This is a genomic window from Streptomyces sp. NPDC001634 (genome assembly GCF_040298185.1).
Classification (GTDB): domain Bacteria; phylum Actinomycetota; class Actinomycetes; order Streptomycetales; family Streptomycetaceae; genus Streptomyces.
In genome coordinates this window covers 1-22,155 of sequence record NZ_JBEOZU010000008.1, presented here as the reverse complement: position 1 = coordinate 22,155, position 22,155 = coordinate 1, and the positions used below count along the sequence as shown (strand labels likewise).

At 70.1% G+C, this 22,155-nt stretch carries 25 protein-coding genes; 14 read left to right on the top strand and 11 right to left on the bottom strand.

Translation table 11 applies throughout. The annotated features are described in order from the left end of the window. Positions 1-64: 64 nt before the first annotated feature. Positions 65-1,798 (bottom strand): ArnT family glycosyltransferase, encoded by a 1,734-nt coding sequence (locus ABT186_RS07140; RefSeq protein WP_502973149.1) that lies wholly within the window; start codon positions 1,796-1,798, stop codon positions 65-67. Between the two features lie 551 nt (positions 1,799-2,349). Beyond that, positions 2,350-2,850 (bottom strand): hypothetical protein, encoded by a 501-nt coding sequence (locus ABT186_RS07135; RefSeq protein ID WP_351228912.1) that lies wholly within the window; start codon positions 2,848-2,850, stop codon positions 2,350-2,352. A gap of 251 nt (positions 2,851-3,101) precedes the next feature. Between ABT186_RS07135 and ABT186_RS07130 the strand changes: the two genes are divergently transcribed. Next, entirely contained in the window at positions 3,102-3,632 is a 531-nt protein-coding gene (locus tag ABT186_RS07130; RefSeq protein WP_351228914.1) for a hypothetical protein, read from the top strand. 272 nt (positions 3,633-3,904) lie between these two features. On the opposite strand, the gene ABT186_RS07125 is transcribed toward ABT186_RS07130, so the two are convergent. Both ABT186_RS07125 and ABT186_RS07120 read right to left on the bottom strand, forming a co-directional pair. Continuing rightward, the gene (locus tag ABT186_RS07125) at positions 3,905-4,165 is read right to left on the bottom strand and encodes a hypothetical protein (protein WP_351923979.1); all 261 of its coding nucleotides are present in this window, start codon (positions 4,163-4,165) and stop codon (positions 3,905-3,907) included. Between the two features lie 152 nt (positions 4,166-4,317). Continuing rightward, positions 4,318-4,707, bottom strand: a complete 390-nt coding sequence (locus tag ABT186_RS07120; protein WP_351228918.1) for a helix-turn-helix domain-containing protein — start codon at positions 4,705-4,707, stop codon at positions 4,318-4,320. A 231-nt stretch (positions 4,708-4,938) separates the two neighbouring features. On the opposite strand from ABT186_RS07120, the gene ABT186_RS07115 reads away from it, so the two are divergent. The 8 genes from ABT186_RS07115 to ABT186_RS07080 all read left to right on the top strand — a co-directional run bounded on the left by ABT186_RS07115 (position 4,939) and on the right by ABT186_RS07080 (position 11,351). After that, on the top strand, positions 4,939-5,154 hold the full coding sequence (locus ABT186_RS07115) for a hypothetical protein (protein WP_351923977.1): 216 nt from the start codon (positions 4,939-4,941) through the stop codon (positions 5,152-5,154). Positions 5,155-5,363: 209 nt separating this feature from the next. Then, positions 5,364-5,582, top strand: a complete 219-nt coding sequence (locus ABT186_RS07110) for a hypothetical protein (protein ID WP_351923975.1) — start codon at positions 5,364-5,366, stop codon at positions 5,580-5,582. Positions 5,583-5,661: 79 nt separating this feature from the next. Further along, positions 5,662-7,548, top strand: coding sequence for a hypothetical protein (locus tag ABT186_RS07105; RefSeq protein WP_351923973.1), 1,887 nt, complete (start codon positions 5,662-5,664; stop codon positions 7,546-7,548). A gap of 144 nt (positions 7,549-7,692) precedes the next feature. Continuing rightward, positions 7,693-8,367, top strand: coding sequence for a hypothetical protein (locus ABT186_RS07100; protein WP_351923971.1), 675 nt, complete (start codon positions 7,693-7,695; stop codon positions 8,365-8,367). Positions 8,368-8,672: 305 nt separating this feature from the next. Beyond that, entirely contained in the window at positions 8,673-9,323 is a 651-nt protein-coding gene (locus ABT186_RS07095) for a DUF4360 domain-containing protein (RefSeq protein WP_351228925.1), read from the top strand. A gap of 197 nt (positions 9,324-9,520) precedes the next feature. Further along, positions 9,521-9,778, top strand: a complete 258-nt coding sequence (locus ABT186_RS07090; RefSeq protein ID WP_351228927.1) for a class III extradiol ring-cleavage dioxygenase family protein — start codon at positions 9,521-9,523, stop codon at positions 9,776-9,778. A gap of 66 nt (positions 9,779-9,844) precedes the next feature. Next, on the top strand, positions 9,845-10,642 hold the full coding sequence (locus ABT186_RS07085) for a maleylpyruvate isomerase family mycothiol-dependent enzyme (RefSeq protein WP_351923969.1): 798 nt from the start codon (positions 9,845-9,847) through the stop codon (positions 10,640-10,642). Between the two features lie 193 nt (positions 10,643-10,835). Next, positions 10,836-11,351, top strand: coding sequence for a YceI family protein (locus ABT186_RS07080; protein WP_351228931.1), 516 nt, complete (start codon positions 10,836-10,838; stop codon positions 11,349-11,351). 93 nt (positions 11,352-11,444) lie between these two features. On the opposite strand, the gene ABT186_RS07075 is transcribed toward ABT186_RS07080, so the two are convergent. The 4 genes from ABT186_RS07075 to ABT186_RS07060 all read right to left on the bottom strand — a co-directional run bounded on the left by ABT186_RS07075 (position 11,445) and on the right by ABT186_RS07060 (position 14,552). After that, positions 11,445-12,254 (bottom strand): pectate lyase, encoded by an 810-nt coding sequence (locus ABT186_RS07075; RefSeq protein WP_351923967.1) that lies wholly within the window; start codon positions 12,252-12,254, stop codon positions 11,445-11,447. Then, complete coding sequence (locus ABT186_RS07070; protein ID WP_351228933.1) at positions 12,251-13,261, bottom strand: pectate lyase family protein; 1,011 nt, start codon at positions 13,259-13,261, stop codon at positions 12,251-12,253. Before ABT186_RS07070 ends, ABT186_RS07075 begins: the two co-directional genes overlap by 4 nt. Before the next feature lie 446 nt (positions 13,262-13,707). Then, positions 13,708-14,175, bottom strand: coding sequence for a peroxiredoxin (locus tag ABT186_RS07065; RefSeq protein WP_351228935.1), 468 nt, complete (start codon positions 14,173-14,175; stop codon positions 13,708-13,710). Then, a complete protein-coding gene (locus tag ABT186_RS07060) occupies positions 14,172-14,552 on the bottom strand; it encodes a DoxX family protein (protein ID WP_351923965.1) in 381 nt (126 codons plus the stop codon). Before ABT186_RS07060 ends, ABT186_RS07065 begins: the two co-directional genes overlap by 4 nt. Before the next feature lie 360 nt (positions 14,553-14,912). Here ABT186_RS07060 and ABT186_RS07055 point away from each other — a divergent pair, with 360 nt between their 5' ends. The 5 genes from ABT186_RS07055 (at position 14,913) to ABT186_RS07035 (ending at position 20,154) form a co-directional block, all read left to right on the top strand. Then, positions 14,913-16,241, top strand: a complete 1,329-nt coding sequence (locus tag ABT186_RS07055) for an SGNH/GDSL hydrolase family protein (protein ID WP_502973148.1) — start codon at positions 14,913-14,915, stop codon at positions 16,239-16,241. A 142-nt stretch (positions 16,242-16,383) separates the two neighbouring features. Further along, positions 16,384-17,058 carry a hypothetical protein gene (locus ABT186_RS07050; protein WP_351228939.1) on the top strand — a complete coding sequence of 225 codons (675 nt, stop codon included), beginning with the start codon at positions 16,384-16,386 and terminating at the stop codon, positions 17,056-17,058. Positions 17,059-17,224: 166 nt separating this feature from the next. Further along, a complete protein-coding gene (locus ABT186_RS07045) occupies positions 17,225-17,470 on the top strand; it encodes a ferredoxin (protein WP_351228941.1) in 246 nt (81 codons plus the stop codon). Next, positions 17,460-18,854, top strand: coding sequence for an NAD(P)/FAD-dependent oxidoreductase (locus tag ABT186_RS07040; protein ID WP_351228943.1), 1,395 nt, complete (start codon positions 17,460-17,462; stop codon positions 18,852-18,854). Before ABT186_RS07045 ends, ABT186_RS07040 begins: the two co-directional genes overlap by 11 nt. Before the next feature lie 64 nt (positions 18,855-18,918). After that, positions 18,919-20,154, top strand: a complete 1,236-nt coding sequence (locus tag ABT186_RS07035) for a cytochrome P450 (RefSeq protein WP_351923963.1) — start codon at positions 18,919-18,921, stop codon at positions 20,152-20,154. Between the two features lie 10 nt (positions 20,155-20,164). Here ABT186_RS07035 and ABT186_RS07030 read toward each other — a convergent pair whose 3' ends face one another. From ABT186_RS07030 to ABT186_RS07020, 3 genes are all read right to left on the bottom strand, one after another. After that, on the bottom strand, positions 20,165-21,331 hold the full coding sequence (locus tag ABT186_RS07030; RefSeq protein ID WP_351228947.1) for a hypothetical protein: 1,167 nt from the start codon (positions 21,329-21,331) through the stop codon (positions 20,165-20,167). Between the two features lie 185 nt (positions 21,332-21,516). After that, positions 21,517-21,726 (bottom strand): hypothetical protein, encoded by a 210-nt coding sequence (locus ABT186_RS07025; protein ID WP_351228948.1) that lies wholly within the window; start codon positions 21,724-21,726, stop codon positions 21,517-21,519. A gap of 300 nt (positions 21,727-22,026) precedes the next feature. Further along, positions 22,027-22,146 carry an LPXTG cell wall anchor domain-containing protein gene (locus tag ABT186_RS07020; RefSeq protein ID WP_351924110.1) on the bottom strand — a complete coding sequence of 40 codons (120 nt, stop codon included), beginning with the start codon at positions 22,144-22,146 and terminating at the stop codon, positions 22,027-22,029. Positions 22,147-22,155 lie beyond the last annotated feature (9 nt).

The window sequence follows — 22,155 nt, the reverse complement described above, 5'->3', positions numbered from 1 at the left end:
GCATTCCGAGCACCTCCGTGCCGGGAGAACCTCCAGGGATTTCCCCGGCAGGTCGCCCTCGCCCTCACGGCCGTCGGAAGATCGTGATCGAGTGGCCGACGTCGTCGATCGCCCTGCTGCCGCGGATCAGCTGTTTGAGCCGGCCCTCGGCCTTGGCGATCGACGTGTCGGACACGACGAGCAGACCGTGCACCCGGCTCGGGGGCACCTTGAGCGGGTCGCGGCCGTGGATGCCGTACCAGGAGGGCACGCCGCTGCCCTTGTAGACGAGCCAGACGTCCTTGTCGTCCGGGTAGCGCTCGCGCAGCCGGTCGGCCAGCCGTCCGAGGTCCTGGCCCCAGTCGACGTTCGAGTCGTGCAACGCGAGATGCGTCTTCGAGGGACCGCCGAAGGCCTCGTTGGAGTACGGCAGATAGTACGGATACGTCCGCACGGAGCTGACCGCGACGAACACGATCAGCGCCACCGTCACGACGTACGCCCACCGCCGCCGCAGCGCGAGCAGACAGGCGGCGGCGACGGCCAGGAACACCGGCACGAAGATCGCGTAGCGCACCCCGAGGTCGCGCGAGCCCTGCATGGCCGCCGTCAGAAGAACCGCCGGGAGCAGCAGCACATAGGGGACAGCGGCCCGCAGCCGTGGCACCGCCGCCATGGCCGCGATGCCGCCCAGCCACAGCGCCAGCATCCCGAGCGGCGTCTTCACCAGCAGTGCGGCCGGCAGGTAGTACCACAGGGCACCGGTATAGAGCCGCCCGAACAGATAGCCGTGCCATGTCTCTTGCTCGAAGCCGAACTGGATGCGCATCCCGTCGCGGTACGCGTCGGGGAAGGGCAGCCAGTCGATCAGCAGGGCCCGCAGGCCGTGCACCGCCGGCACGTGCGGGGGCGCCGTCCACCGCAGCCGGGGATCGACGGCGAGATAGACGGCCCACACGACACCGACCAGGACGAACGCGACGCCGACGGACGCCGCCAGCGCGTGCGTCGCACGCCGCAGCCGTGGCACCCCCTTTCCCCGCGCATGCCAGTACGACCACCCGGCGAGCGCCAGCAGCACGGGCACCGCGGGCAGGGTGCTCATCTTCGTGGCGACGGCCGCGCCCGATGCCAGCCCGGCGAGCGGCAGATACAGCAACGGCCGCCGCCGGGCCCGCCACACCATCCACGCCGCCGTCACCACGAACCCCGTCGCGGGCACGTCGAGGGTGGCCAGGGAGCCGTTGGTGATGAGATCGGGCGAGAACGCGTACAGGGCGAGCGCCGCCAACCCTCCCACGGGGCCGACGAGATCGCGTGCGAAGCCGAAGACGACCAGCCCGAACAGCAGCGTCACCACCATCACCGGCAGCCGGGCCCAGAACATCACCCGCCACGGGTCGTTGCCCGACTCGTACAGCAGCCGCTGTCCCAACCTGCCCTGGTCGCCCTGGAAGCCGGGCTTGAGGTGCGGATGGGCGAACACCGTCCCGGTGGCGATGATCAGTTTGCCGAGCGGCGGATGTTCGGGGTTGAACCGCAGGCTGTGCTCCCGCACGTACACGACGGCCGTACCCACGTACACGGGCTCGTCGATGGTCGGGCTCTGCTGCACGGCCGTGGTGACCATGGCGAACGCCATCTGCGTCAGCAGCGCGAACACCGCCAGCACGAGTAGCGGCCGACGGTGCCGTCGCAGTCGTGCCCAGCGGTCCCGGGCGTCCCTCGTCGGGGCGGCCGGACCGGTTCTGCCCGTTCCGTGCGGCGCCGTGTGCACGTCGCCGTCGGGCGTGAGGAGCGACTGCTGTTCGTACGTCATCGTGCGCGCTCCCCTGTGTGCGTCCCGACCGAGCCGCCCGCGCACCCGGCGCCCATGAATGCTGCCATGTCCTTTGCTACGTGGGCACCGCAACAACTTGCTCAACCAGGGCGTGTCACAGTGCCGAACGCACCCGGGGCGGCGGGCGACGGTGCTCAGGCCCAGGCCGTGACCGGGGTGAAGGAGCTGTCCTGGCGGAACAGGGCGGCGCCGTCCGAGGGGTCCACCCGCAGCTTCGTGAAGGCGGCTCTCCTTGCACCGAATGTCCACAGCCCGGACGTGCCCCATGACCATGGACCGGACGTGTCTTTCCCCGCATGTTCGTCCTGTGGGGATGCGGTCGAGCGCGAGTGCGAGGCGGCCAATTCCTTTGAGCCAATAGGTAGTTGCTGCTTCGACGGCGTAATGCGAAGTGTGTCGCGGAATTGGTTTTACGGTGTTCGGTCGGTCGAAAATTCCTGTTCGACGGGTCGAATTATTCGGCCCGTCGTACATGCGGGCATGCCATCCGCACAGGAAAAGGGAAAAGGGGAAGGGGACTCGCCGGCCGCTCAGGGACGGGCGTACTCCTGCCGTACGACAGAGGCGAGCTGGGCCAGGGCCTCCTGGGCGCGGGCGCGGTCGGCCGCGTCGAGCATGGCGAGCGCGTCGGCCGCGGCCTCCCGGACCAGTCGGGGCACCTCGTCCAGCGCGGCCATCCGATAGGCGACGGTCCGCCGCGCGGCACGCTCCTCGGCGGAGACTCCCGTGGGTCCCGTGCGGGGGAAGACGGCGGCCTCGTACGCGGCCACATGGAGGAGCACCCCGTGCGCGATCCCTTCGGCGTAGCCGCGTATCCCCGCCTGCCGCTGGGCCGCGGCGAAGTGCGCCAGTGCACGCTTGCGGAAGAAGAGGGCGCCGAGCGCGCCGGCCGCGCCCGCACACACGGCCGCGGCGACGGCGACCCGCGCGCCACCCAGGAGTGCGCCGACGAGGGCGCCGCTCGCCGTGGTCAGACAGACCAGCCCGCTGACAAGCAGAAGCAGGGCGCGGGCGGGGGTGATCGGGGCCATGCGGTGCAGTGTGCCAGCCGCCCCTGTGCAGCACGGCCGGAACGCCGGCTTCGGCGCGCCGCGGCCGGTCATGGACGTGATGTGCGACACGTGCGCAATCATCTTGCCGCGGCCCCTCGGGGGATTCCTGCTGCGCACGGCTTGATCGGCGATCAAGCGCGGTAAATCCCCGGCCGCGGGGTGTTGCCCGCATTTGACACTTTGTTGCGTGCGCGGATAGGAAACATGGCGCGGAAGTGGAGAGGTGGACTGTGTGCGAGCCCAATGTGATCGGCGACTGGCAGGAATGCGCAGACGAGCATGCCGGCCTGCGCGTCCGGGTCCACGGCCTGGAAAAGGCGGAGCCTCCTCGCGGGCGTGACGAGGCCGCCGAAGGGCTGATCTATTTCCGCTTCCGGGTGACGGTCGAAAACCGTACGGCGGAACCCGTCGACATCCATCTCGAAGACGGTCAACTCGACATCCGTATCGGTCCCGACGGTGAGAGCGCATTCCTCGACTGGCGCAACTCGCAATTCATCGAGGGCTTCGATCTCTATCCGCTGCGCCGCGCGACCGCTGTCCTGTATGCCGCCGCCCCGGAATCCTGCCTGCATCTCGTCGACATTCAGGTGCAGCTGAAGGCGGACGACGAATGGGCCGACCGGTACCTGTGGTCCGGCGACATGACCATGCCGGACGGCCTGCCCGGTGCGGGCGGCCGCCCCGACGGCGGGTCCGAAAGCCTGGCCGGGCAGATCAGCACCTTCTTGCGCGGGGAGGCGGAGCGGGGACCGAGCTGATCCGTCCACCGCCGTCGGACAGGCCCTAGTCGCCCCGATGACGCCAGTACCACACCGCACCGGCCACGAGAGCGAACAGGAAAACGAGCGGCACGATCAGGCCGGGGATGCGGGCCGGGCTCATGGGGTCGCCCCGAGGGTGGAGCGGGTGTGCGGGTGCGCGGTCGTTGCCATGGCGTGATCGTGCCCTGCTCAGCGGCGCAGGGCCATGGTCTTGACGCCAGCACTTGCGTACGACGGGGTCCCCCGGCTCCCGGTCGTGCGGGCGCGTCTCACTCGCGGTAGACGGTGAGCACGGCGCCGTTGATCTCGATGCGCTGCGGGGTGGGTCCCTCGCCGCGACGGAGCGTGGCGAGGCACTGGTCGAAGAGGGCGAGTTCTTCCTCGCTGAGCACGGCGGCGGCGAGGTCGAGCAGTTCACCGATGGCGGCGTCGGTGAGGTCGGCCGGCAGTTCGCCGGAGAGCAGGACCACGGACTCTCCCGTCGGTCCTTTGACGATGGCGGTGGTGGGGCCGCCGTGTACGAAGAGCAAAGTTCCCCCCAGAGAGCCTGGGGCATGCGGCTCACGGTTCCCAGGCTGGGGGAGAGACTAGCTGCGGATCATGTGCCTTTGGGCGGAAGTGACTTCTTTTAGTCCCAGTGGCCGGTGGGGTGGGAGTGCGCTCTGCGTACCGCTCCCACCGGTCAGGAAGCGTCCGGACCGCGGTTGAGGAGAGACTCGACCAGTGCCGCGACATGGCGGCGGTCCTCTGCCGAAAGGCGCTGCACGCTCGCGATCAGTACGTCCACCTCGGGGTCGGAGGCGTCGGACGCGGGGGCCGGTTCGGCGGCGGGAGCGTAGAGGTGGATGCCGCAGGCTTCCGCGGCGGCCTGGCGGATGGTGTGCAGCGGCAGACCCAGGCCCTTGGCCAGCCCTTCAAGGGTGGCGGGCTGGGGCATACGGGCCATGTGATCGGCCGTGGCCAGGTGGTGGACGGTGGAGCGGGGGATGCCACCACGGCGGGCGACGTCGCCGTACGACCAGCGCTCGCTGTCCAGCCGGTCACGGATGATCTGCTGCAGTGCGTTGGCCACTGATGGTCACTTCCTGCTCGCCGTCGGGCGGATCTCTTCCGCGTCGGATCATTCTAGGGGCGACTTGGGTGAGTGACGGAAGGTGTTCCCCTGAACCGCTTGCGTCACAGCTGCCCCGGCATCTAGTGTCCAATCTCGTTGGACAGCCCGTCCGACGGAGTTGGACACGATCCGGGGGGACCTGACCGTGTCCGACGGCACCACAACCCGAACCCTGAGGGGGAATCGATCATGATGGATCCTCGTGAGCTCGACGCCGAGTCCGCGGAGCTGCTGCCGGGCCGTGAGGCCCTGGGTCGGCTGAAGTTCAGCTTCGGCAACACGGTGAACGTCACCAAGCACGTCGCCAACGTCTCCGCGCACAACGAGTCGGCCGCGCTGAACAACCACTCCGCGTGGTCGGTGGCGGACTCGGGCGCCGCCCAGTCCATCAACATCACCCAGTGATCCGGTGCCGCACGGTCCGATGCCTCTGCACCGTGCGGCACCCGGTACCGCCGCGGCGACGCATCACCACACACCTCCGCCCGCCGCGGCGGTACCACCATCAGGGCACCGCACCTGACCACATATCACCAATGGTCTCCCGGGCGGCGATCCGAGCCCGCCCGGCCCCATCACGCCTGTCAACGAAGGTCTTTGAGAAAGGACACGCCATGAGCATGAACGCCAACGAGCTGGAAGCCGAGTCCGCGGAGCTGCTGCCGGGCCGTGAGGCCCTGGGCCGGCTGAAGTTCAGCTTCGGCAAGACGGTGAACGTCACCAAGCACGTCGCCAACGTCTCCGCCCACAACGAGTCGGCCGCGCTGAACGACCACTCCTCGTGGTCGGTGGCGGAGTCCCAGGCCGTGCAGTCGATCAACATCACCCAGTAACCCCCGTACACGAGGGCATGTTCGGCGGACCGCGCACGGGGCACGCGCGGTCCGCACCTGGGGGGAGGAAAAGCGCACCATGACGCTGCTGGGGGACAACGCCGCGGCACTGTACGACACCGGACCGGTGCCGGGGCCCGGGGGGATGCCGGTGACGTACGAGCAGGTCGCCTCCGGCGGCCTCACCGTCATCGGTCTGGAGAAGCCGGTCGTGCCGCGGCTGAGTGCCGGGCTTCAACTGCACGGCGAATACCAGGGATCGGGGTTCACCGAGCCCAAGTACATCGCCCGTCGGGGGGACGGGCAGGTCGTGCAGTTGTCGCGGCTGCTGCATCTGGTCGCGTCGTCGATCGACGGCAGCCGCGACATCGAGACGATCGCCCACCGGGTCAGCGCCCGGTTCGGGCGCGAGGTCAGCGCGGACAACATCCGCTATCTGATCGAGAACAAGCTGGATCCGCTCGGCGTGACGGTCCCCGAGGGCGTGGAGGAGGAGCAGGTCTCCGCGCCCCGGTCGGACCTGCTCCTCGCACTCAAGGGCCATCGCGTCATATTCAACGAGCGCCGGGTGGCGAAGATCGCCCGGGCGCTCGCCTGGCTGCACCGCCCCCTGGTCGTGGTGGCGGTGCTGGCGGGGATCGCGGTCCTGGACGTGTGGCTGTTCGTGTTCTTCGGCGCGATCACCCCCGTGCTCGAGGTGCTGGACCAGCCGGTCCTGCTGCTCGTGGTGTTCGTACTGACCGTGGCGTCCCTGGTGTTCCACGAGTTCGGCCATGCCTCGGCCTGCCGCTACGGCGGCGCCCGGCCCGGCTGCATCGGCTGCGGCCTGTTCCTCATCTGGCCCTCGATGTACACCGACGTCACCGATGTCTACCGCATCGGGCGGGTCGGCCGGCTCCGCACCGACCTCGGCGGCGTCTACTTCAACGTCGTCTTCATGCTCGCCATGGCCGGCGCGTACGCCGTGAGCGGCCAGGCGTTCTTCCTGGCCACCGTTTATCTGGGGCACTTCGAGATCCTCGAACAGCTGATGCCGGCCGTGCGCCTCGACGGCTACTACATCCTCGGCGACCTCGCCGGCGTCCCCGACCTCTACGGCAAGATCAAGCCGATTCTGCTGAGCCTGGTCCCCGGGGTCAAGGGGCGCAAGGCCCGCGCCGAGGTCGCCGAGCTCAAGAAGTCGGCCAGGACCGTCGTCGCCACCTGGGTGCTGACGATGGTGCCGCTGATCATCGGCGAACTGGGCTACGCGCTGTGGAACCTGCCGCGGATCACCACCACGATGATCCGCTCGCTGACCGAGCAGCTTCTCGGCACCGGCGAGGCGTTCGTGGACGGGCAGATCGCGGCGGGCCTGATGGGCGTCGTCGGCTGCGTCATGCTGCTGTGCCCGATGGCGGGCGTGGTCTATCTGTCGGTGAAGCTCGGCGGACGTCTGTGGCGGGGTGCCGTGAAGTCGACGGCCGGGCGGCCGCGACTGCGCCTGGCACTGTGTGCGCTGTTCCTGGTCGGACTCGGCGGCCTCAGCTACGCCTGGGTGTCGGGCCTGACTCCGGAGCCGCTGCCGAAGAAACCGCCGATCGCACCGATCCTGCAGCCCAATGTGTCGACCTCGGCTCCGCCGGCGCGGCAGGCCACACAACCGGATCGGCACGGCGCCACGCCGTCGGTGACGGCCACGACCGCGGCGTCCGGCACGGCGTCACCGGGCGCCTCGGCCGGCCCCTCGGCGTCGGCGAGTCCCTCGGGCTCCGCGAGTCCCAGGCCCAGCGCCTCCAGGACATCGGCCCACGGCCCGGTCGGACAGCCGAGCGGCAGCCCGGTCACGAGCGGCCAGTCCACGCCCTCCGTGTCCGCGGACCCCGGTTCGTCCTCGTCGCCCGCGTCGCCGCCGGCCGAGAGCCCGTCCCCACCGGCGAGTCCCAGTCAGCCGTCGGTCGGTACCCCCACCCCCGCCACTTCCTGATCACCCCGGGCCTCGGGCCCAGGGGTCGTGCGGGCCGGCCCCGGTCCTGGGCCCGGGGCCGGCCCCTTCCGCCGCTCCGGGAGTGCCGTGCACCCCGTGTCGGCGCTGCTCCGTCCATCGACATCACTCCAGCAGGAGATCCACGTGCACCAGCACCGCAAACCCCGTACGCAATCCGTCTTCACCCAACGCGCCGTCCGCGTCGGGCTGTTCGCCGCCGGAGCGGCCGGCCTCGCGACCGCCGTGCCGGCGCAGGCGGCGACGGGCACGCCCCAGCATGCCGCTGTCGCCACCGACCAGACGTTCAGCCGCGCCGACTTCCGTCACCACACGCAGACCAGGGACTCCTTCACCGTGCGCCAGTTCGGCACGGTCAACGCCGCGAGCGCGCGCAACCAGGCGAACGCCGTCGGGGTGGGCTGCTCGGTCGACGACGACTGCCGCTCGGTCGCGCTGTCCTTCCAGATCGTCACGATGGCCGGCGAACACACGCATCTGACGGCGGTCAACCGCGGCGACGCGGTCAACCAGCACTGCGACGGCTGCCAGACCCTCGCCGGCGCCTACCAGTTCGTCGTCTCCACTCCGCGCCCCTTCACCCTCGACGAGGAGACCCAGCGGCGGCTCGCCGACATCCACCAGCGGCTGGACGCGCTGACCCGCTCGACCCTTCCCGCCGCCGATCTCAAGACGCAGGCCGACTCCCTGGCGGCCGAGGTGAACACCGTGCTCCACGACGCGGTCGCGAACGCCCCCAAGGGCGACCAGCCGCCCACGGTCACCCTCCACCGCCACCTCGACGGCTGGCCCGCCCACTGACCGGGCCGGCCCCGACCCGCCGTCCCGAAGGGTGTGGGGCGGCGGGTCACCTCATGTCCGTGAATGGCCGGAGATGGTTGTTCCGGTCCGTCGCCGAAGTCCGTACGATTCGGTCGCTCCCAGCCTTCACAGCTCCTTCACAGGCTGGGGTGTGCCCATGGCCGCTTTGGCATGGGCACGGCACTCAGCTCGGTATCTGATCCAACGCACCTGGTCAGCGACGGTCGCGCGTATATGCGCGGCCGCACCCCCCAATATCCGGCGGCGCCCGCCGCCGGTACACCGATGCAACGGATGGGAGAACCATGGCCGGCGGACTGCTCCTGGGCGGCGCCATAGCGGCGCTCTTCGCCACCGCACTGCCCACGCACGACCCGTCCTCCGGGATCGTCGACCCGCCCCCGGACAAGATCGTCATCAAGATCGCCACGGTGAACGGCTCCGGTTGCCCGCAGGGATCCGCCGCGGTCGCCGTCTCTCCGGACAACACCGCCTTCACGGTGACCTACAGCGACTACCTCGCTCAGGTCGGAGGGAACTCCGGCCCCACCGCGTTCCGCAAGAACTGCCAGCTCAACCTCATCGTCCATGTCCCGCAGGGCTTCACGTACGCCATCGCCAGTGCGGACTACCGGGGCTTCGCCTCCCTCCAGCGCGGCGCAAGCAGCACGGAGAAGGCCTCGTACTACTTCCAGGGCTCGTCGAACACCGCGGCGATCACCCATCCGTACAGCGGCCCGTACAACGACAACTGGCAGGCGACGGACAAGACGGACTGGGCTCAGCTGGTCTGGGCGCCCTGCGGTGTGCAGCGGAATTTCAACATCAACACCGAGCTCCGTGTCAATGCCGGCACGTCGGCGCCCGGCAGCACGAGCTTCATGACCATGGACTCGACGGACGGTGACATCAGCACCGTCTACCACCTGGCCTGGAAGGAGTGCCCCGCGTCCTGAGGCACCACCCGCACGCCTCCGCCACCGGCTTCTTCGCACCGGAGCCGGTGGCGGGAGGGCTCCCTCCCCGACCCGCAGGTCCCGGCTGGCGCGTACGCGTTCCTGGCCGAAGCAGCCGGCACGGGCCCGCGCCCAGGGCGCATGGACCGCTGAGGACGGGCAGCTCCAGGCACTCTGCATCAGCCGCGACTGCGGCCATGGACGAACTCGCCGCGTTCCGCACCCGGGCGCCGGGAATGCCGTACGCCCATCCGACCGTCGACCGCTGCTTCCCGCTCTTTGTGACGCCGGGCGCTGCCGCCCGCGTCCAGCGGCCGGTGGAGACGGTCATCGACGGCTGCATGACGGGGTTCTCCGAACGCTCGCTCCAGACCGCCGGGTGCGGGCGCGCGCCGCGGCGCGGTCCGCGGGCGCAGCGGGCCGCCCTTCTCTCGTTCGTATTCCAAGTGCCGTAGTGTCCGAGGAAGTTGAGCCACTGCGGGACGCGTGCGCTCCCGCCTTTCCTTTTTCGGAGGCTGACCATGACCGATCGTGCCGACCAGATCATCGAGGCCCTGCGCAGTGGGCACGACCAGCTGAGCGAGGTGGTGCGCGGGCTCGGCCCGGAGGACCTCACCCGGACGTCCGGGGCATCGGAATGGGACGTGTCGCAGGTGCTCAGCCACATGGGCAGCGGCGCGGAGATCGCCCTGGCCGCGCTCGACCGCGCATTGTCCGGCGGTGGACCGGCGGACAGCGACTTCAACAAGTCGGTCTGGGCGCGCTGGGACGCGATGAGCCCCGCTGAGCGGGCCGAGGGCTTCGGGCCCGCCAACGAGGCGCTCGTCAGCCGGTACGAAGCACTCGATGCCGAGACTCGGAAGGAGCTGCGGATCGACCTCGGCTTCCTCCCCGCTCCGGTGGACGTCGCCACCGCCGCGGGGCTGCGGCTTTCCGAGTTCACCCTCCACACCTGGGACGTGGAGGTCACGTTCGACCCGGCGGCCGCCCTGGCTTCCGCCGCGGTCGGACCGCTGCTCGACCCGGTCGGCATGCTCATCGGCTTCGTCGGGAGGACCGACGCCCTCGACGGCCGTCACCTCCGGCTCGCAATCCGGCTCACCGCCCCCGACCGCTCCTTCGGGCTCGATCTGGGTGATGCGGTCGCGATCACCGACGAGGAGCCGGCCGTGCCCGACGCCGTCCTCGCCGCGCCCGCCGAGTGGTGGCTGCGGCTGGTCGCGGGCCGCCATGCCCCGGAGCACACGCCCGGCGATGTGTCGCTCACCGGCGACGCCCTCACGCTGGACGAGCTGCGACTGGTCTTCCCCGGGTACTGACTGGGGCGCTCCGGATCCGCTGTCGGGCGGAGCGCGCGGTCCATGTCGTCCATTTTTGGATGAGCGGGTTGTTCAAATTTGGAGAAGCGGGTAGCTTGGGGTCATCCAATTTTGGATGACCCCATGTGCTTGTGGGTGACCTTGTCATCCCCGTGCCCCCTTCCTCACCCGCTCTTCCGCCAGGAGAACTCTCATGACCGTTGCCGTCGAAACCGGACTGTGGCAGCTCGACCGGACTGCCTCCACCGTCGCTGTGCGGCACAAGACGATGTGGGGCCTGGTCACGGTCAAGGGCTCCTTCACCGCTCTGAGCGGCCAGGGAGAGGTCAAGCCCGACGGCACCGCCCACGGCACCATCACCCTGGACGCCTCCTCCCTCGACACCAAGAGCGCCAAGCGTGACGAGCACCTGCGCTCGGCCGACTTCTTCGACGTGGACCGCCACCCCGAGATCACCTTCGTGGTGCGCAGCGCCGAGGTTCAGTCGGGCGACACCGCCCGGATCACCGGTCAGCTGACCGTGCGGGGGATCAGCCGGCCCCAGACCTTCACCGCGCGCATCGCGCAGGCCGACGCGGACGCGGTCACGCTGGAGGCGGAGTTCACCGTGGACCGTGAGCAGTTCGGCATGGGCTGGAACCAGATGGGCATGATGCGCGGCCTGACCACGGTCACCGCCACCCTCCGCCTCACGCGCGCAGCCGCCTGACCGCCGCGGGACGCCTCGGTCCCCGGGTGTTCCGAACGTGTCACGGCGGTACGGGTCACCCCGCAGAGTGCCCCGTACCGCCGCCGGTGCCGCTCAGCTGTAGCTGATGTCGGACGTGGTGTACTTGCAGTAGGTGCCGTCCGGGCCGCTGCCGAGCTCTTTCGGCTCCTTGCCCGTGTTGTTGCCCTGGTAGCGCACGCACGGCTTGATCTTCTTGCTGCTGTCACCGTGGATGCGGATCCTGGAGAGGGTCGCGGTGTCGCCGTAGTTCTGGTTGATGCCGACGATCGCCTTGCCGGGAGCCGTCGCATCGATGTCGCTCACCACGACGGTGCGCTTGTACTGGGTCTTGCAGTTGCCGCACGAGCGCACGAGCTTGCCGAAGTTCTGGACCTGGAAGCCGGTCACGGTCAGCCTGCCGGCGCCGTTGAACTGGAACACCTTGTCCGAGGCCGACTTCGCGCCACCACCGGTCACCAGGTACGTCGCCGACGACGACGTGCCCTTGAACGTGGCCGCGTCCTCACCGACGTCCTCCCACCACACGTTCTGCAGCGTGCAGCTGCCCAGGCAGTGGATGCCGTCGGCTCCGGGGGCGCCGATGATCACGTTCTTGAGGACCGCCCCGTCCGAGAGGTTGAAGATGGGGGACTGGTTCTCGGACTGTCCGCCGTCACCGAGGTCGCCGCTGCCGTAGAACCGCTGCAGCTTGCCGTCGTATGTGCCCGACACGGGGATGGTCTTGCTGACCGGCACGCTCTTCGTGGGCGTCGGCCAGGCGGCTGCCGCGTGGGCGGTGCCGGACATGCCGCTCGCCAGGAGCGTGGTACAGGTGAGGCCGAGCGCGGCCAGCGTGCCGGTGAGGGGGCGCCGGCGCGCGTGTGAACGTACGGGTGAAGTCATGAACCGACTCCTTTGTTGCACCGTGGGGGGCAGAGCTTTCCGGTGCCCGCGCCGGACGTCACCGAGGTGATGACGGAGGAGGCGGGCTCGGCGGTGTAGCTGTAGGGCGGCTTGGTGAACGTGCCCACCTGGGAGATCTCCGTCGTGGCGCCGCCGAGGTCGTTGCCGGTCAGGTTGGCGTAGCCGTCCTTGTCGCTGTCCCGGTTGGTCGTGACGGCGACCTGGGTGCTCCGGAAGACGTTGTTCTCGACGAGCATCTGGGCGCCCATGCGCGAGTGCACGGCGGTCTCGGCCCCGACGACGTAGTTGTTGTAGAAGTGCCCCGTGCCGAAACGCAGGCTCGGGATGCGCGAGTTGACGTTGCTGAAGTAGTTGTGGTGGTACGTCACCCGCAGATGCCCGGTGTCCTCGCTCGCGTTGTTGTCGCTGTGGCCCACCAGCGAGCCCTTGTAGTGGTTCTTGAAGGTGTTCCAGGACACGGTGACGAAGTCGGAGCCGTGCGTGATGTCGACCAGGCCGTCGTAGTAGTCCTTGCCGTGGTCGCGGTCGGACGAGAGCGCGTTGTGGTCGATCCACACCTTTGTCGAGGCCTGCACGGTGATGGCGTCCGTGCCGACGGCCTTGCTGATGTTCAGATTGCGGATGACGACGTTGGACACCTTCTTCAGCCGTAGCCCGCCGCCGGTGAACCCGGACGACGAACCGACGCCCAGGATCGTGGTGTTGGCGCCGACGTCCACCTGACCGCTGAGCGAGATCAGGCCGTTGACCTTGACGACCTTGGCAGTGCTGCCCGTGACGGCGGACTTGAAGGCGGCGAGGGTGGAGACGGTGACGGCGGAGGCGCTCCCGCCGCCGGTCGTCCCGGCGCCGAAGCCGACCGGGGCGGTCTCCGCGGCACCGGCCGACTGCGGCAGGGCGAGGCCGGCGGTGACGGCGAGGGCGACGGAGGCGGCCGCCATGAGAACGCCTCTTCGCGAATGTGTACGTGGGGGGTCGGTACGCATGCGGGTGTGTCCCTTCGGGAGAGTTCCGTGGGGTCAGCTGTATGAATGACGTACGCCATGTCGAACTCCGCGCGCGTGCAGCGTCGTTGGTCCGGAGTCGCGCAACGCTCCGGGGAGTGCACTTCCCCAGGCCGTGCGTGCTTCGATGTCTGCCGTCTCGTATATGGGGTACGGCAGTCGGGTCACGCTGCTGAACGGAACGTAGAGGGTAAGCGCTTTCTGGTCAACGCCTTGCGCAGACCTCGTTCGGTCAGCTCCTGTAAACGGCAAGGGCTCTCTGCGCGGCGGAACGCCCGGGACGTGGACGCCGGACACGAAGAGGCCCGGACCGTTGGCAACGGTCCGGGCCTCTCCATGAGGGGGTGCGGTCTGTGGGCTTCTCGACGAGGTGGTGCGGTCGGCGGCTTCTCGACGAGGCGTGCGGTCGGCGGGCCTGCCGTCCGTGGTCAGCTCTTGTGGGCGCGCAGTGCGGCCAGCGCCCGGTCGGCGTGTGCGTTCATCCGCAGTTCGGTGCGCACCACCTCCAGGACGGTGCGGTCCTCGCCGATGACGAAGGTGACGCGCTTGGTGGGGGCGATGGAGAACCCGCGCTTGACGCCGAACCGCTCCCGGATCGTCCCGTCCTCGTCCGAGAGCAGGGGGAAGCCGAGCGTGTGGCGGCCGGCGAACTCCTGCTGGCGGTCGACCCGATCGCCGCTGATGCCGACCGGCCGTGCGCCCACGGCCGCGAACTCGGCGGCCAGATCCCGGAAGTGGCACGCCTCTGCGGTGCAGCCCGGGGAGAGAGCCGCCGGGTAGAAGAACAGCACGACCGGCCCCTCGGCGAGGATTTCGGACAGCCGTCGTACCGTGCCGGTCTCGTCCGGCAGTGCGAAGTCCTCGACCTTGGTGCCCACTTCGATGCGATCGGTCATGCCTGGGCCTCCTCGCCCTTGGCGATGCCGCGTGCCCACAGCACGAGCGGCACCTGCAGCGGAAGCCGGGCCAGCGCGGCGGTCCTCAGCGGCTCCGGGCGGTGACGCCAGTCCACGGCCATCTGGATGTTGGCAGGGAGGACGCCGACGAAGAAGGCGGCGGCCGCCTGAGCGGCAACGCGACGTGTGCGCGGCAGCGCCACCCCGGCCGCCAGCGCCAGTTCGACGGCGCCGCTCGCGTAGGTCCAGTTCCGGGCCCTCCCCGGCAGGGCGCGCGGCACGATCGCGTCGAACTGCCTCGGTGTGAGGAAGTGGCCGACGCCCGCGGTGGCCAACAGGCCCGCGAGCAACAGGGGTGAGCGTTTCGAGCGCGACACGGATCCTCCTTCGGGATCTGACGGCGCTGATATTACTGGACGGTATGCAGGCGTGCGGCAGGGGCCCGTGCTGCCCCTCGGGCGGGCCTCGAGTCGTTCCGTCCTGTGAGGTGGGAGCGCTTCCATGGAGGACATGTTCATGCCACGATTGGCCGTTCCACTGAGCGACGGCAACGCCGCCGCGCCGGCCGCCTGCACCCTCAACGGCACGCCCTGCACGGCCAAGTGATCCACCGGCACTGGCACGCGTGGGGCGGGCGTGCCGAGTTGCCTTGCGACACGCGCGTCCGACCCTCCGTCACCCCCAGAGGAAGGCACCCGCTCGTGAAACCGCTGAGAAGCGTGAATCCGCTGCGAAGCGTGAAGCCGTGGACCAGAGCACCGTTCACCCGCCTGCTCGCCGTCGGCGCCCTCGCACTCTCCCTCGTCACCACCTCGACCGTGGTGGGCGCCGCCGAGCGACACACCGGCACCACCGTCACCACGGCCCCGGCGGACCACGGCTGGGTCAACACCTGGACGGCGATGCCGCAGCTCACCGAGCCCGGCAACATGCCGCCCGCGCCCTTCACCGGGAAGGATTCCGTACTCGTCGACACCACCCTGCGGCAGACGGTCCGCGTCACCGCCGGGGGCGCCCGCATCCGGCTCCGCTTCTCGAACGCCTTCGGCACGACGCCCCTGACGCTCACCAGGGTGGCCGTGGCCCTGCCGCTCGACGGCCGGGCGGGCGTCAGCACGGCCGAGCCCGGTACGACGCGTCCCGTGATGTTCGCCGGACGGGAGCCGGTCACGGTGCCGGTGGGAGCCCAGATGGTCTCCGACCCCCTGGACTTCGACCTGCGGCCCGGTTCCAACCTGACGGTCACGGCCTACCTGGCCACGGGCCAGGCGTCCCTCGCCCTCACCTCCCACCCGGGCTCCCGCACCACCTCCTACCTCACGACGGGCGACCACACGGGCGACAACGACCTGCCCGGTTCCGCCCCGGTCGACCACTGGTACCTGCTCAGTGACGTCGAAGTCCTTCCCGACCACCCCGCCACGGCGACCGCGCTCCTCGGCGACTCCCTCACCGACGGCCGCGGCTCCACCACCAACGCCAACAACCGCTGGCCCGACCAGCTCTACGACCGCCTCCGGTCCCACCCCGCCACGAAGGACGTCGCGATGCTCAACCAGGCCGCAGGGGGCAACCGTGTCCTCAACGACGGCCTCGGCCCCAACGCCCTCGCCCGCCTCGACCGCGACATCCTCGCCCACAGCGGCGTCAACCGGCTGATCGTCTTCGAGGGCATCAACGACATCGGCACCGCCGCGGCCACCCCGGACGCCCAACGCACCGTCGCCGCCGACCTGATCGCCGCCTACGAACAGATCGTCGTCCGCGCCCACGCCCAGGGCATCCACGTGTACGGCGCCACCCTGCTGCCCTTCGGCGGCAACGCCCCGTACGACGACGCGGGCGGCCTGCGCGAGGCGACCCGGCAGACGGTCAACCACTGGATCCGCACCAGCGGCCGCTTCGACGCGGTCCTCGACTTCGACGGGGCGGTCCGCGACCCGGACGACCCCCGGCGCCTCAACCCCGTCCTCCAAGTCGGGGACTGGCTGCACCTCAACCCGGCCGGCTACCGGACCCTGGCCGCCGCCGTGCCCGTACCGCTCTTCGTCGGCCCGGCGCGGTAGCTCAGCGGTCTGCCGCCGGTGACCGGGGCGTACGCGGGACGGCGGCGGAACCGGTCTGCCGTTCGGCGGCCTCCCGGTGGCGGTGTCCCGTGGGCAGCGGCTTTCTGGTGCCGGGGACCGCCGCAGAGGAAGTGAGCCGCGCATGCAGAGCACGGGGCCGAGGCAGGTACTGGAGACCCCCCGGGCTGCCGGACTCGCGGGCGTCGTCTTCGCGCTGCTGCTCGCGGCGGCCATCGTCCTGATCCGGCTGGGGATTCCCCAGGGCGCGGCCGCGGTCACCCCCCGAGGGCTCACCGATTCCACACAGCGCAGTGCGCTGCGGGCGGCGCTCGCGCTGATCCCGTTCGCCGGCATCTTCTTCCTGTGGTTCGTCGGCGCCATCCGGGCCCATGTCGGGGACGCCGAGGACAAGTTCTTCGCCACCGTCTTCCTCGGCAGCGGACTGGTCTTCGTCGCCACGATGTACGGGGCGGCCGCGGCGGCTGCGGCCGTGCTCGCCACCGGGGACTCGTCCGGCAGCGTTCCCGTCCTGCCTACCTGGGACTTCGGCCGCCACTTCGCCTACACGCTGATGATCGGCTACGCGATGCGGATGGCGGCGGTCTTCACCTGTTCCATGTCGGTGATGGGGCACCGCCTCAAGGTCATGCCGCGATGGCTCACCCTGCTGGGTTTTCTCACCACGCTGACGCTGCTCTTCGTCTCGACGAGGCTGCCCTGGTCGGAGCTGGTGTTCCCGGCGTGGTCCCTGATCGTCGGCGCCCACATCCTCGCGGCGGGCCGCCGCCCCCGGCCCGGCTCCGCGACTGCGCCATGACCAGGGGCCGGGTGGGGCCCTGCGGCCGGTCACCCCTTTGGCGCGGCTCGGCGAGCGCGGGTCGCGCCCGGTCTCCGATGCTGGGGTGGGGGAGATGACCGCCGTCCGAGGGTCCGCCCAACGCGGGGTGCCCGGCGGACCTGGCCGCCGAAAGGGCGGAGCGTTGATGAGGCTTGTCGTCGATCTCAACAAATGCCAGGGATACGCGCAGTGCGCGTTTCTCGCGCCGGATGTGTTCGCCATGCACGGCGAGGAGTCTCTCGTCTACAACCCGAGCCCCGAGGCGGAGCAACGGGAGAAGCTGGCGCGCGCTGTCGCGGCCTGCCCGGTGCAGGCGATCATGGCCGACGGACGGGACCACGTGGGCGACCCCTCCGCGGCGCCCGGACACGGGGCATCCGATGCCCACTGAGGAATTCGTGGAATGGCTGCGGCGCGAGGGCCGCATCGTGATCGTGGGAGCCTCGCTGGCGGGACTGCGGGCCGCCGAGACACTGCGCGCCGAGGGCTTCACCGGTTCGCTCACCATGATCGGTGACGAGCCCTACGAGCCGTACGACCGGCCGCCGTTGTCCAAGGCGGTTCTGATGGACAAGGCGTCCCCGCACCACACCGAGCTGCCCCGGCGCCGGGAGACCGACGCGAAGTGGCGCCTCGGTGTCGCGGCGACCGGTCTCGATATTGCGGCCAAACGGGTGCGGCTCGCCGACGGGGACGAGGTGGAGTACGACCGGCTGCTGATCGCGACCGGCGTACGCGCCAGGCCCTGGCCGAAGGAGGCGGAGGCCCAGCTGGACGGGGTCTTCGTGCTGCGTACCCGCGACGACGCCGTCGCCCTCCACCGGCGCCTGAAGGCCTCTCCGCGCCGTGTGCTGGTCATCGGCGCCGGCTTCACGGGTTCGGAGATCGCCTCCGCCTGCCGGGAGCAGGGCATCGCGGTCACCGTGGCCGAACGCGCGGACGCGCCTCTGGTGGGCGCCCTCGGCGGGGTGATCGGCGCGGTGGCGGCGGAGTTGCACCGCGAGAACGGTGTGGACCTGCGCACCGGCGTCATGGTCACGGCCCTGGAGGGCGACACGGCGGGCCGGGTGCGGGTCGCCCATCTGTCGGACGGGGGCAGCATCGAGACCGATGTCGTGGTGGTATCGCTCGGCGCGACCCGCAACACCGAATGGCTGGCAGGATCCGGGCTCGGCGCGGGCCCCCGGGGCATCGCCTGCGACGCGGGCTGCCGGGCCTTCGACTTCCGGGGCATCGTCACCGACGACATCTTCGTCGCCGGCGATGTCGCACGGTCCCCGCACCCGCTGTTCGGCTACCAGTTCCTTTCCCTCGAACACTGGGGCAACGCCGTCACCCAGGCCGAGATCGCCGCCCACAACATGGTCAGCCCCAGTGCCGAGCGCCGCCCGCACATGTGGGTGCCCGCCTTCTGGTCGTCGCAGTTCGGCGTGAACATCAAATCGGTCGGAGTCCCGTCCATGGGCGAGGAGCTCATGATCACGCAGGGGTCGCTCGCCGAGCGCCGGTTCGTCGGTGCGTACGGCTATCAGGGCCGCGTCATCGCCGCCGTGAGCTTCGACAACACGCGATGGCTGCAGTTCTACCAGCAGCTGATCCAGACGGCAGCGCCCTTCCCGCTGGAGTTCGCGACGGTGGACCGCCGTCCCGAGGGCAGGCGGCCGGTTCCGGCCGACTTCCCCGACCCGTCCCTGCCGACCCATGGTCCGACAGTGACCCTCAGCGGTTATTCGCCGGCCGACCAGCGTCTGGTCTTCACCCCGGCCCACCACTGACCGCCGGCCGGCCCGGCACCCCGCATCGACGCCCCCACGGACCTTCCACGCCCAAGGACTCCTCATGACGCAAGCCTCGCTCCTGCGCCGGATCACCGATTACGCCAACCGCGCCAACCCCTATCCGCTGTACGAGGAGCTCCGCAAAACCCCGGTGCTGCACGAGGAGGACGGGGGGCCGTACCTCATCAGTTCCTACTGGGACATCCTCGGTCTGCTCCACGATCCGCGGATCAGCTCCGACGCCGCGAACCTCGCCGCTGCGGGCGCCGATGAAATGGGGGGCCCGGAGGCGACGGGGCTGCCGCCGAGCTTCATCCGGCTCGATCCTCCGGAGCACGACCGGCTGCGCAGGATCGCCAACCGTTCCTTCGGCCCGCCGCACTGCCCCCGCCGTCTCGACTCCATGCGCGGCGAACTCCACGAGATCGTCTCCGGCCTGCTCGACGGCCTCGGGGGCGCGCAGCAGATCGACCTGGTCGACCAGTTCGCCTACCCCTTCCCGGTGACCGTGATCTGCCGGCTGCTCGGTGTCCCGCGCGAGGACGAGCCGCGCTTCCGCTCCTGGGTCGACCCGATCGTCGCAAGCCTGGATCCGGACACGGGCGAGAACGACGCCGAGCGCAAGCGTGCCGCGCAGGAGGCACGGATGCAGCTGGGCATGTACCTGGCCGGGCTGGTCGAACAACGGAGCAAGGAACCCCGTGACGACATGCTGTCCGAGCTGGTGACCAGCCACGGCCCGGACGGTCCCATGACGACGATGGAGGTGCTCAGCACCGCGGTGCTGCTGCTGATCGCCGGCCATGAGACCACGGTCAACCTGATCACCAACGGCATGCTCACCCTGCTGCGAAACCCGGAGTTCCTGCAGAGGCTGCGCGACGACCCGGGCCTGTCCGTCAACATCGTCGAGGAACTGCTGCGCTACGAGCCTCCCGTACAGCTCGTGCCGCAGCGGACCTGCATCGCGGACATCGAGGTACGCGGGATCACGGTTCCGAAGGGCTCGAAGATCTGGCTCGTCCTGGCCGCGGGCAACAGGGACCCGGAGCGCTTCACGGATCCCGACCGGTTCGACCCGGACCGGGGGGACATCCAGCATCTCGGCTTCGGCAGCGGTATCCACAGCTGTTTCGGGGCGCCGCTGGCCCGGCTCGAGGCACAGATCGCACTGACCGAACTGGCCCGCAGGCTCGACAACCCCAGCCTGGTCGAGGACCCACCGCCCTACCGGCAGAACGCGGTGCTGCGCGGCCCACGCCACCTGAACATGAACATCGACGGCCTGCGCCCGTAGGCCCTGTCCGTCATCCCTTGGCTTCGGAGGTCTCTTCGTCCGAGTCCGTCGTGCGGCGCGCGCCTTCCTCGACGTCCGTCGGGCGGCGCAGCTTCGCGCTGTCCCGTACGCGTTCCAGGGGTTTGGTCAGGGCACGCAAGGAGAAACCCTCCCGCTTGCGCGGCTCCTGCTGGGGCGACGGCAGCGCGCCGAAGGACTGCCGGTAGGCCTCCAGTGCCTCATGGGCGAGCTCGGCGGCCTCCCGGTACAGATCCCGCGACTTGGTCATGGCGTCGAGGGCCTCGGAGTACGCGGCCACGAGACGGCGCGCCTGGGCCAGTTCCTCCTCCATGGTCATCAGATGCCACTGCTCGCGCAGCTGGGTCAGGGCCTCCTCGCCCCCGTCGGGCAGCGGCCTGGGCAGCCCGGCACAGCGCCGTACGGTGTCGATGAGTTCTGTGGGTTCCGAACCGTCGAGGAACACGCTCCGTACGCTGCAGTCGTCGTCCCCACCGGGCGTGGCCACCGGGGAGGGCAGCACGACCGCACCGCCCCGCGGTACCCGCACCCCGAGGTCGTAGAGCGCCCAGTTGACGACCTGGAACTGGTCGGGTGCGGCCCGGTGCTCGACGATGCGGTGCCGCAGGCCGGGCGGCAACAACCCGGCCAGGGGACGTCGCCCGCGCTCATCGGTCGTCATCGCCTCGTGGACGACCACATGGATGCTCCACGAGCGGCGCGTGCACTCCTTGAGCAGACGCCGAAGCGCCCTGTCGTCCGAGGGGAGTGGGTTGATCTCGCGGAAGCGGAGTCCCGGAACGATGTCGTGGTCCCAGGGGACGTCCGTGTCCTCGGGCCAGAACATCGTGGCGGGAGACGGCCAGTCCATGGCCCAGGGCCGGTCCGCCTCCGCCACCAGCACCCAGTCCCGCGCCTCGTCCTTGCCCTGGGGCGCCCCGATGTCGAGGCGGGCCCGCACGACGACGTCGCCGGCGACCAGCCAGCGCGCTTCGAAGGCGCGGTCGCCCTCACCGTCCGCGGGACCGTCGAACTCGAGATGGTCCTGGATGACCGCGCTGCTCTTCAGCTCCCGCAGACGTTGCCGGACGGCCTCCTCGGCGGCCGGCCCGACATGGCGCCCGCGGGCCAGCCACACGGTGTCGGGAGCCTTGACAGGGACGTTGGGAGACTTGGCCATGGGTCACTCTGCGGAGACGGGGACGGCGGGCGGTTCCCAGTATGGTCTGCCCACGTCACGGGCCCCGAGCCGAGGTGGGTCATGATCCCTTGTCTCCCGCACTTCCCCGCCGATGCGTCGATGGTCACGGCTTCGGCGCGGGCAGGACTGATCGCCGCCGGGCGCAGAAGACGGGACAGGTGCGCCTAAGGCAGCAGCTTGTCGAGCGCGGCCCGCCCCTCCGACGCGAGCTTGCGCTCTGCCCACGCGAGGGTCTTGGGGGTGATGTCCTTGCCCGAGGCGAGGACCAGATCCTCCGGTGAGGCCTCCGTGGCCGGAGCCGTATGCAGCAGGGCATCCGGCGTGGCCCGGTCATCGGACGGCAGACGTGACGCTTCAGGTTCGGACGTCGGCATGATGTCTCCTCCGCGATTCGGTCCGCAGTGGTGGCACCCGCTTGTCGTAACGGTGGCGGGACACCACCCCTTCACATCACCTTTCAATGAGATGATGCCGCGCGCATCCCGGGAAGGACAGGTCCCCACTTCACGTGCGTGAATGACATCTGCGGCGCGTGTCGGCCAGCACCAGCAAGGTGTTACAGAGGGAACATTCGCGATCGCAGACCGTTATGGCGTGTCCCGTGCAGGCGTCGGCGACGCCTGCACGGCGACCGGCCCGGCGGCCCGGATACGGCCGGCCGCCGGGCCCGCGCGTCAGGCGTTGTCGCGCTCGGTGCGTCCGCGGCGGCGCAGCAGCAGCAGTCCGCCCGCGACGGCGGTGACGCCGGCCGCGGCCGACCACACGGCCACGTCCGAGGAGCCGGTGGACGCCAGGTCGCTGCC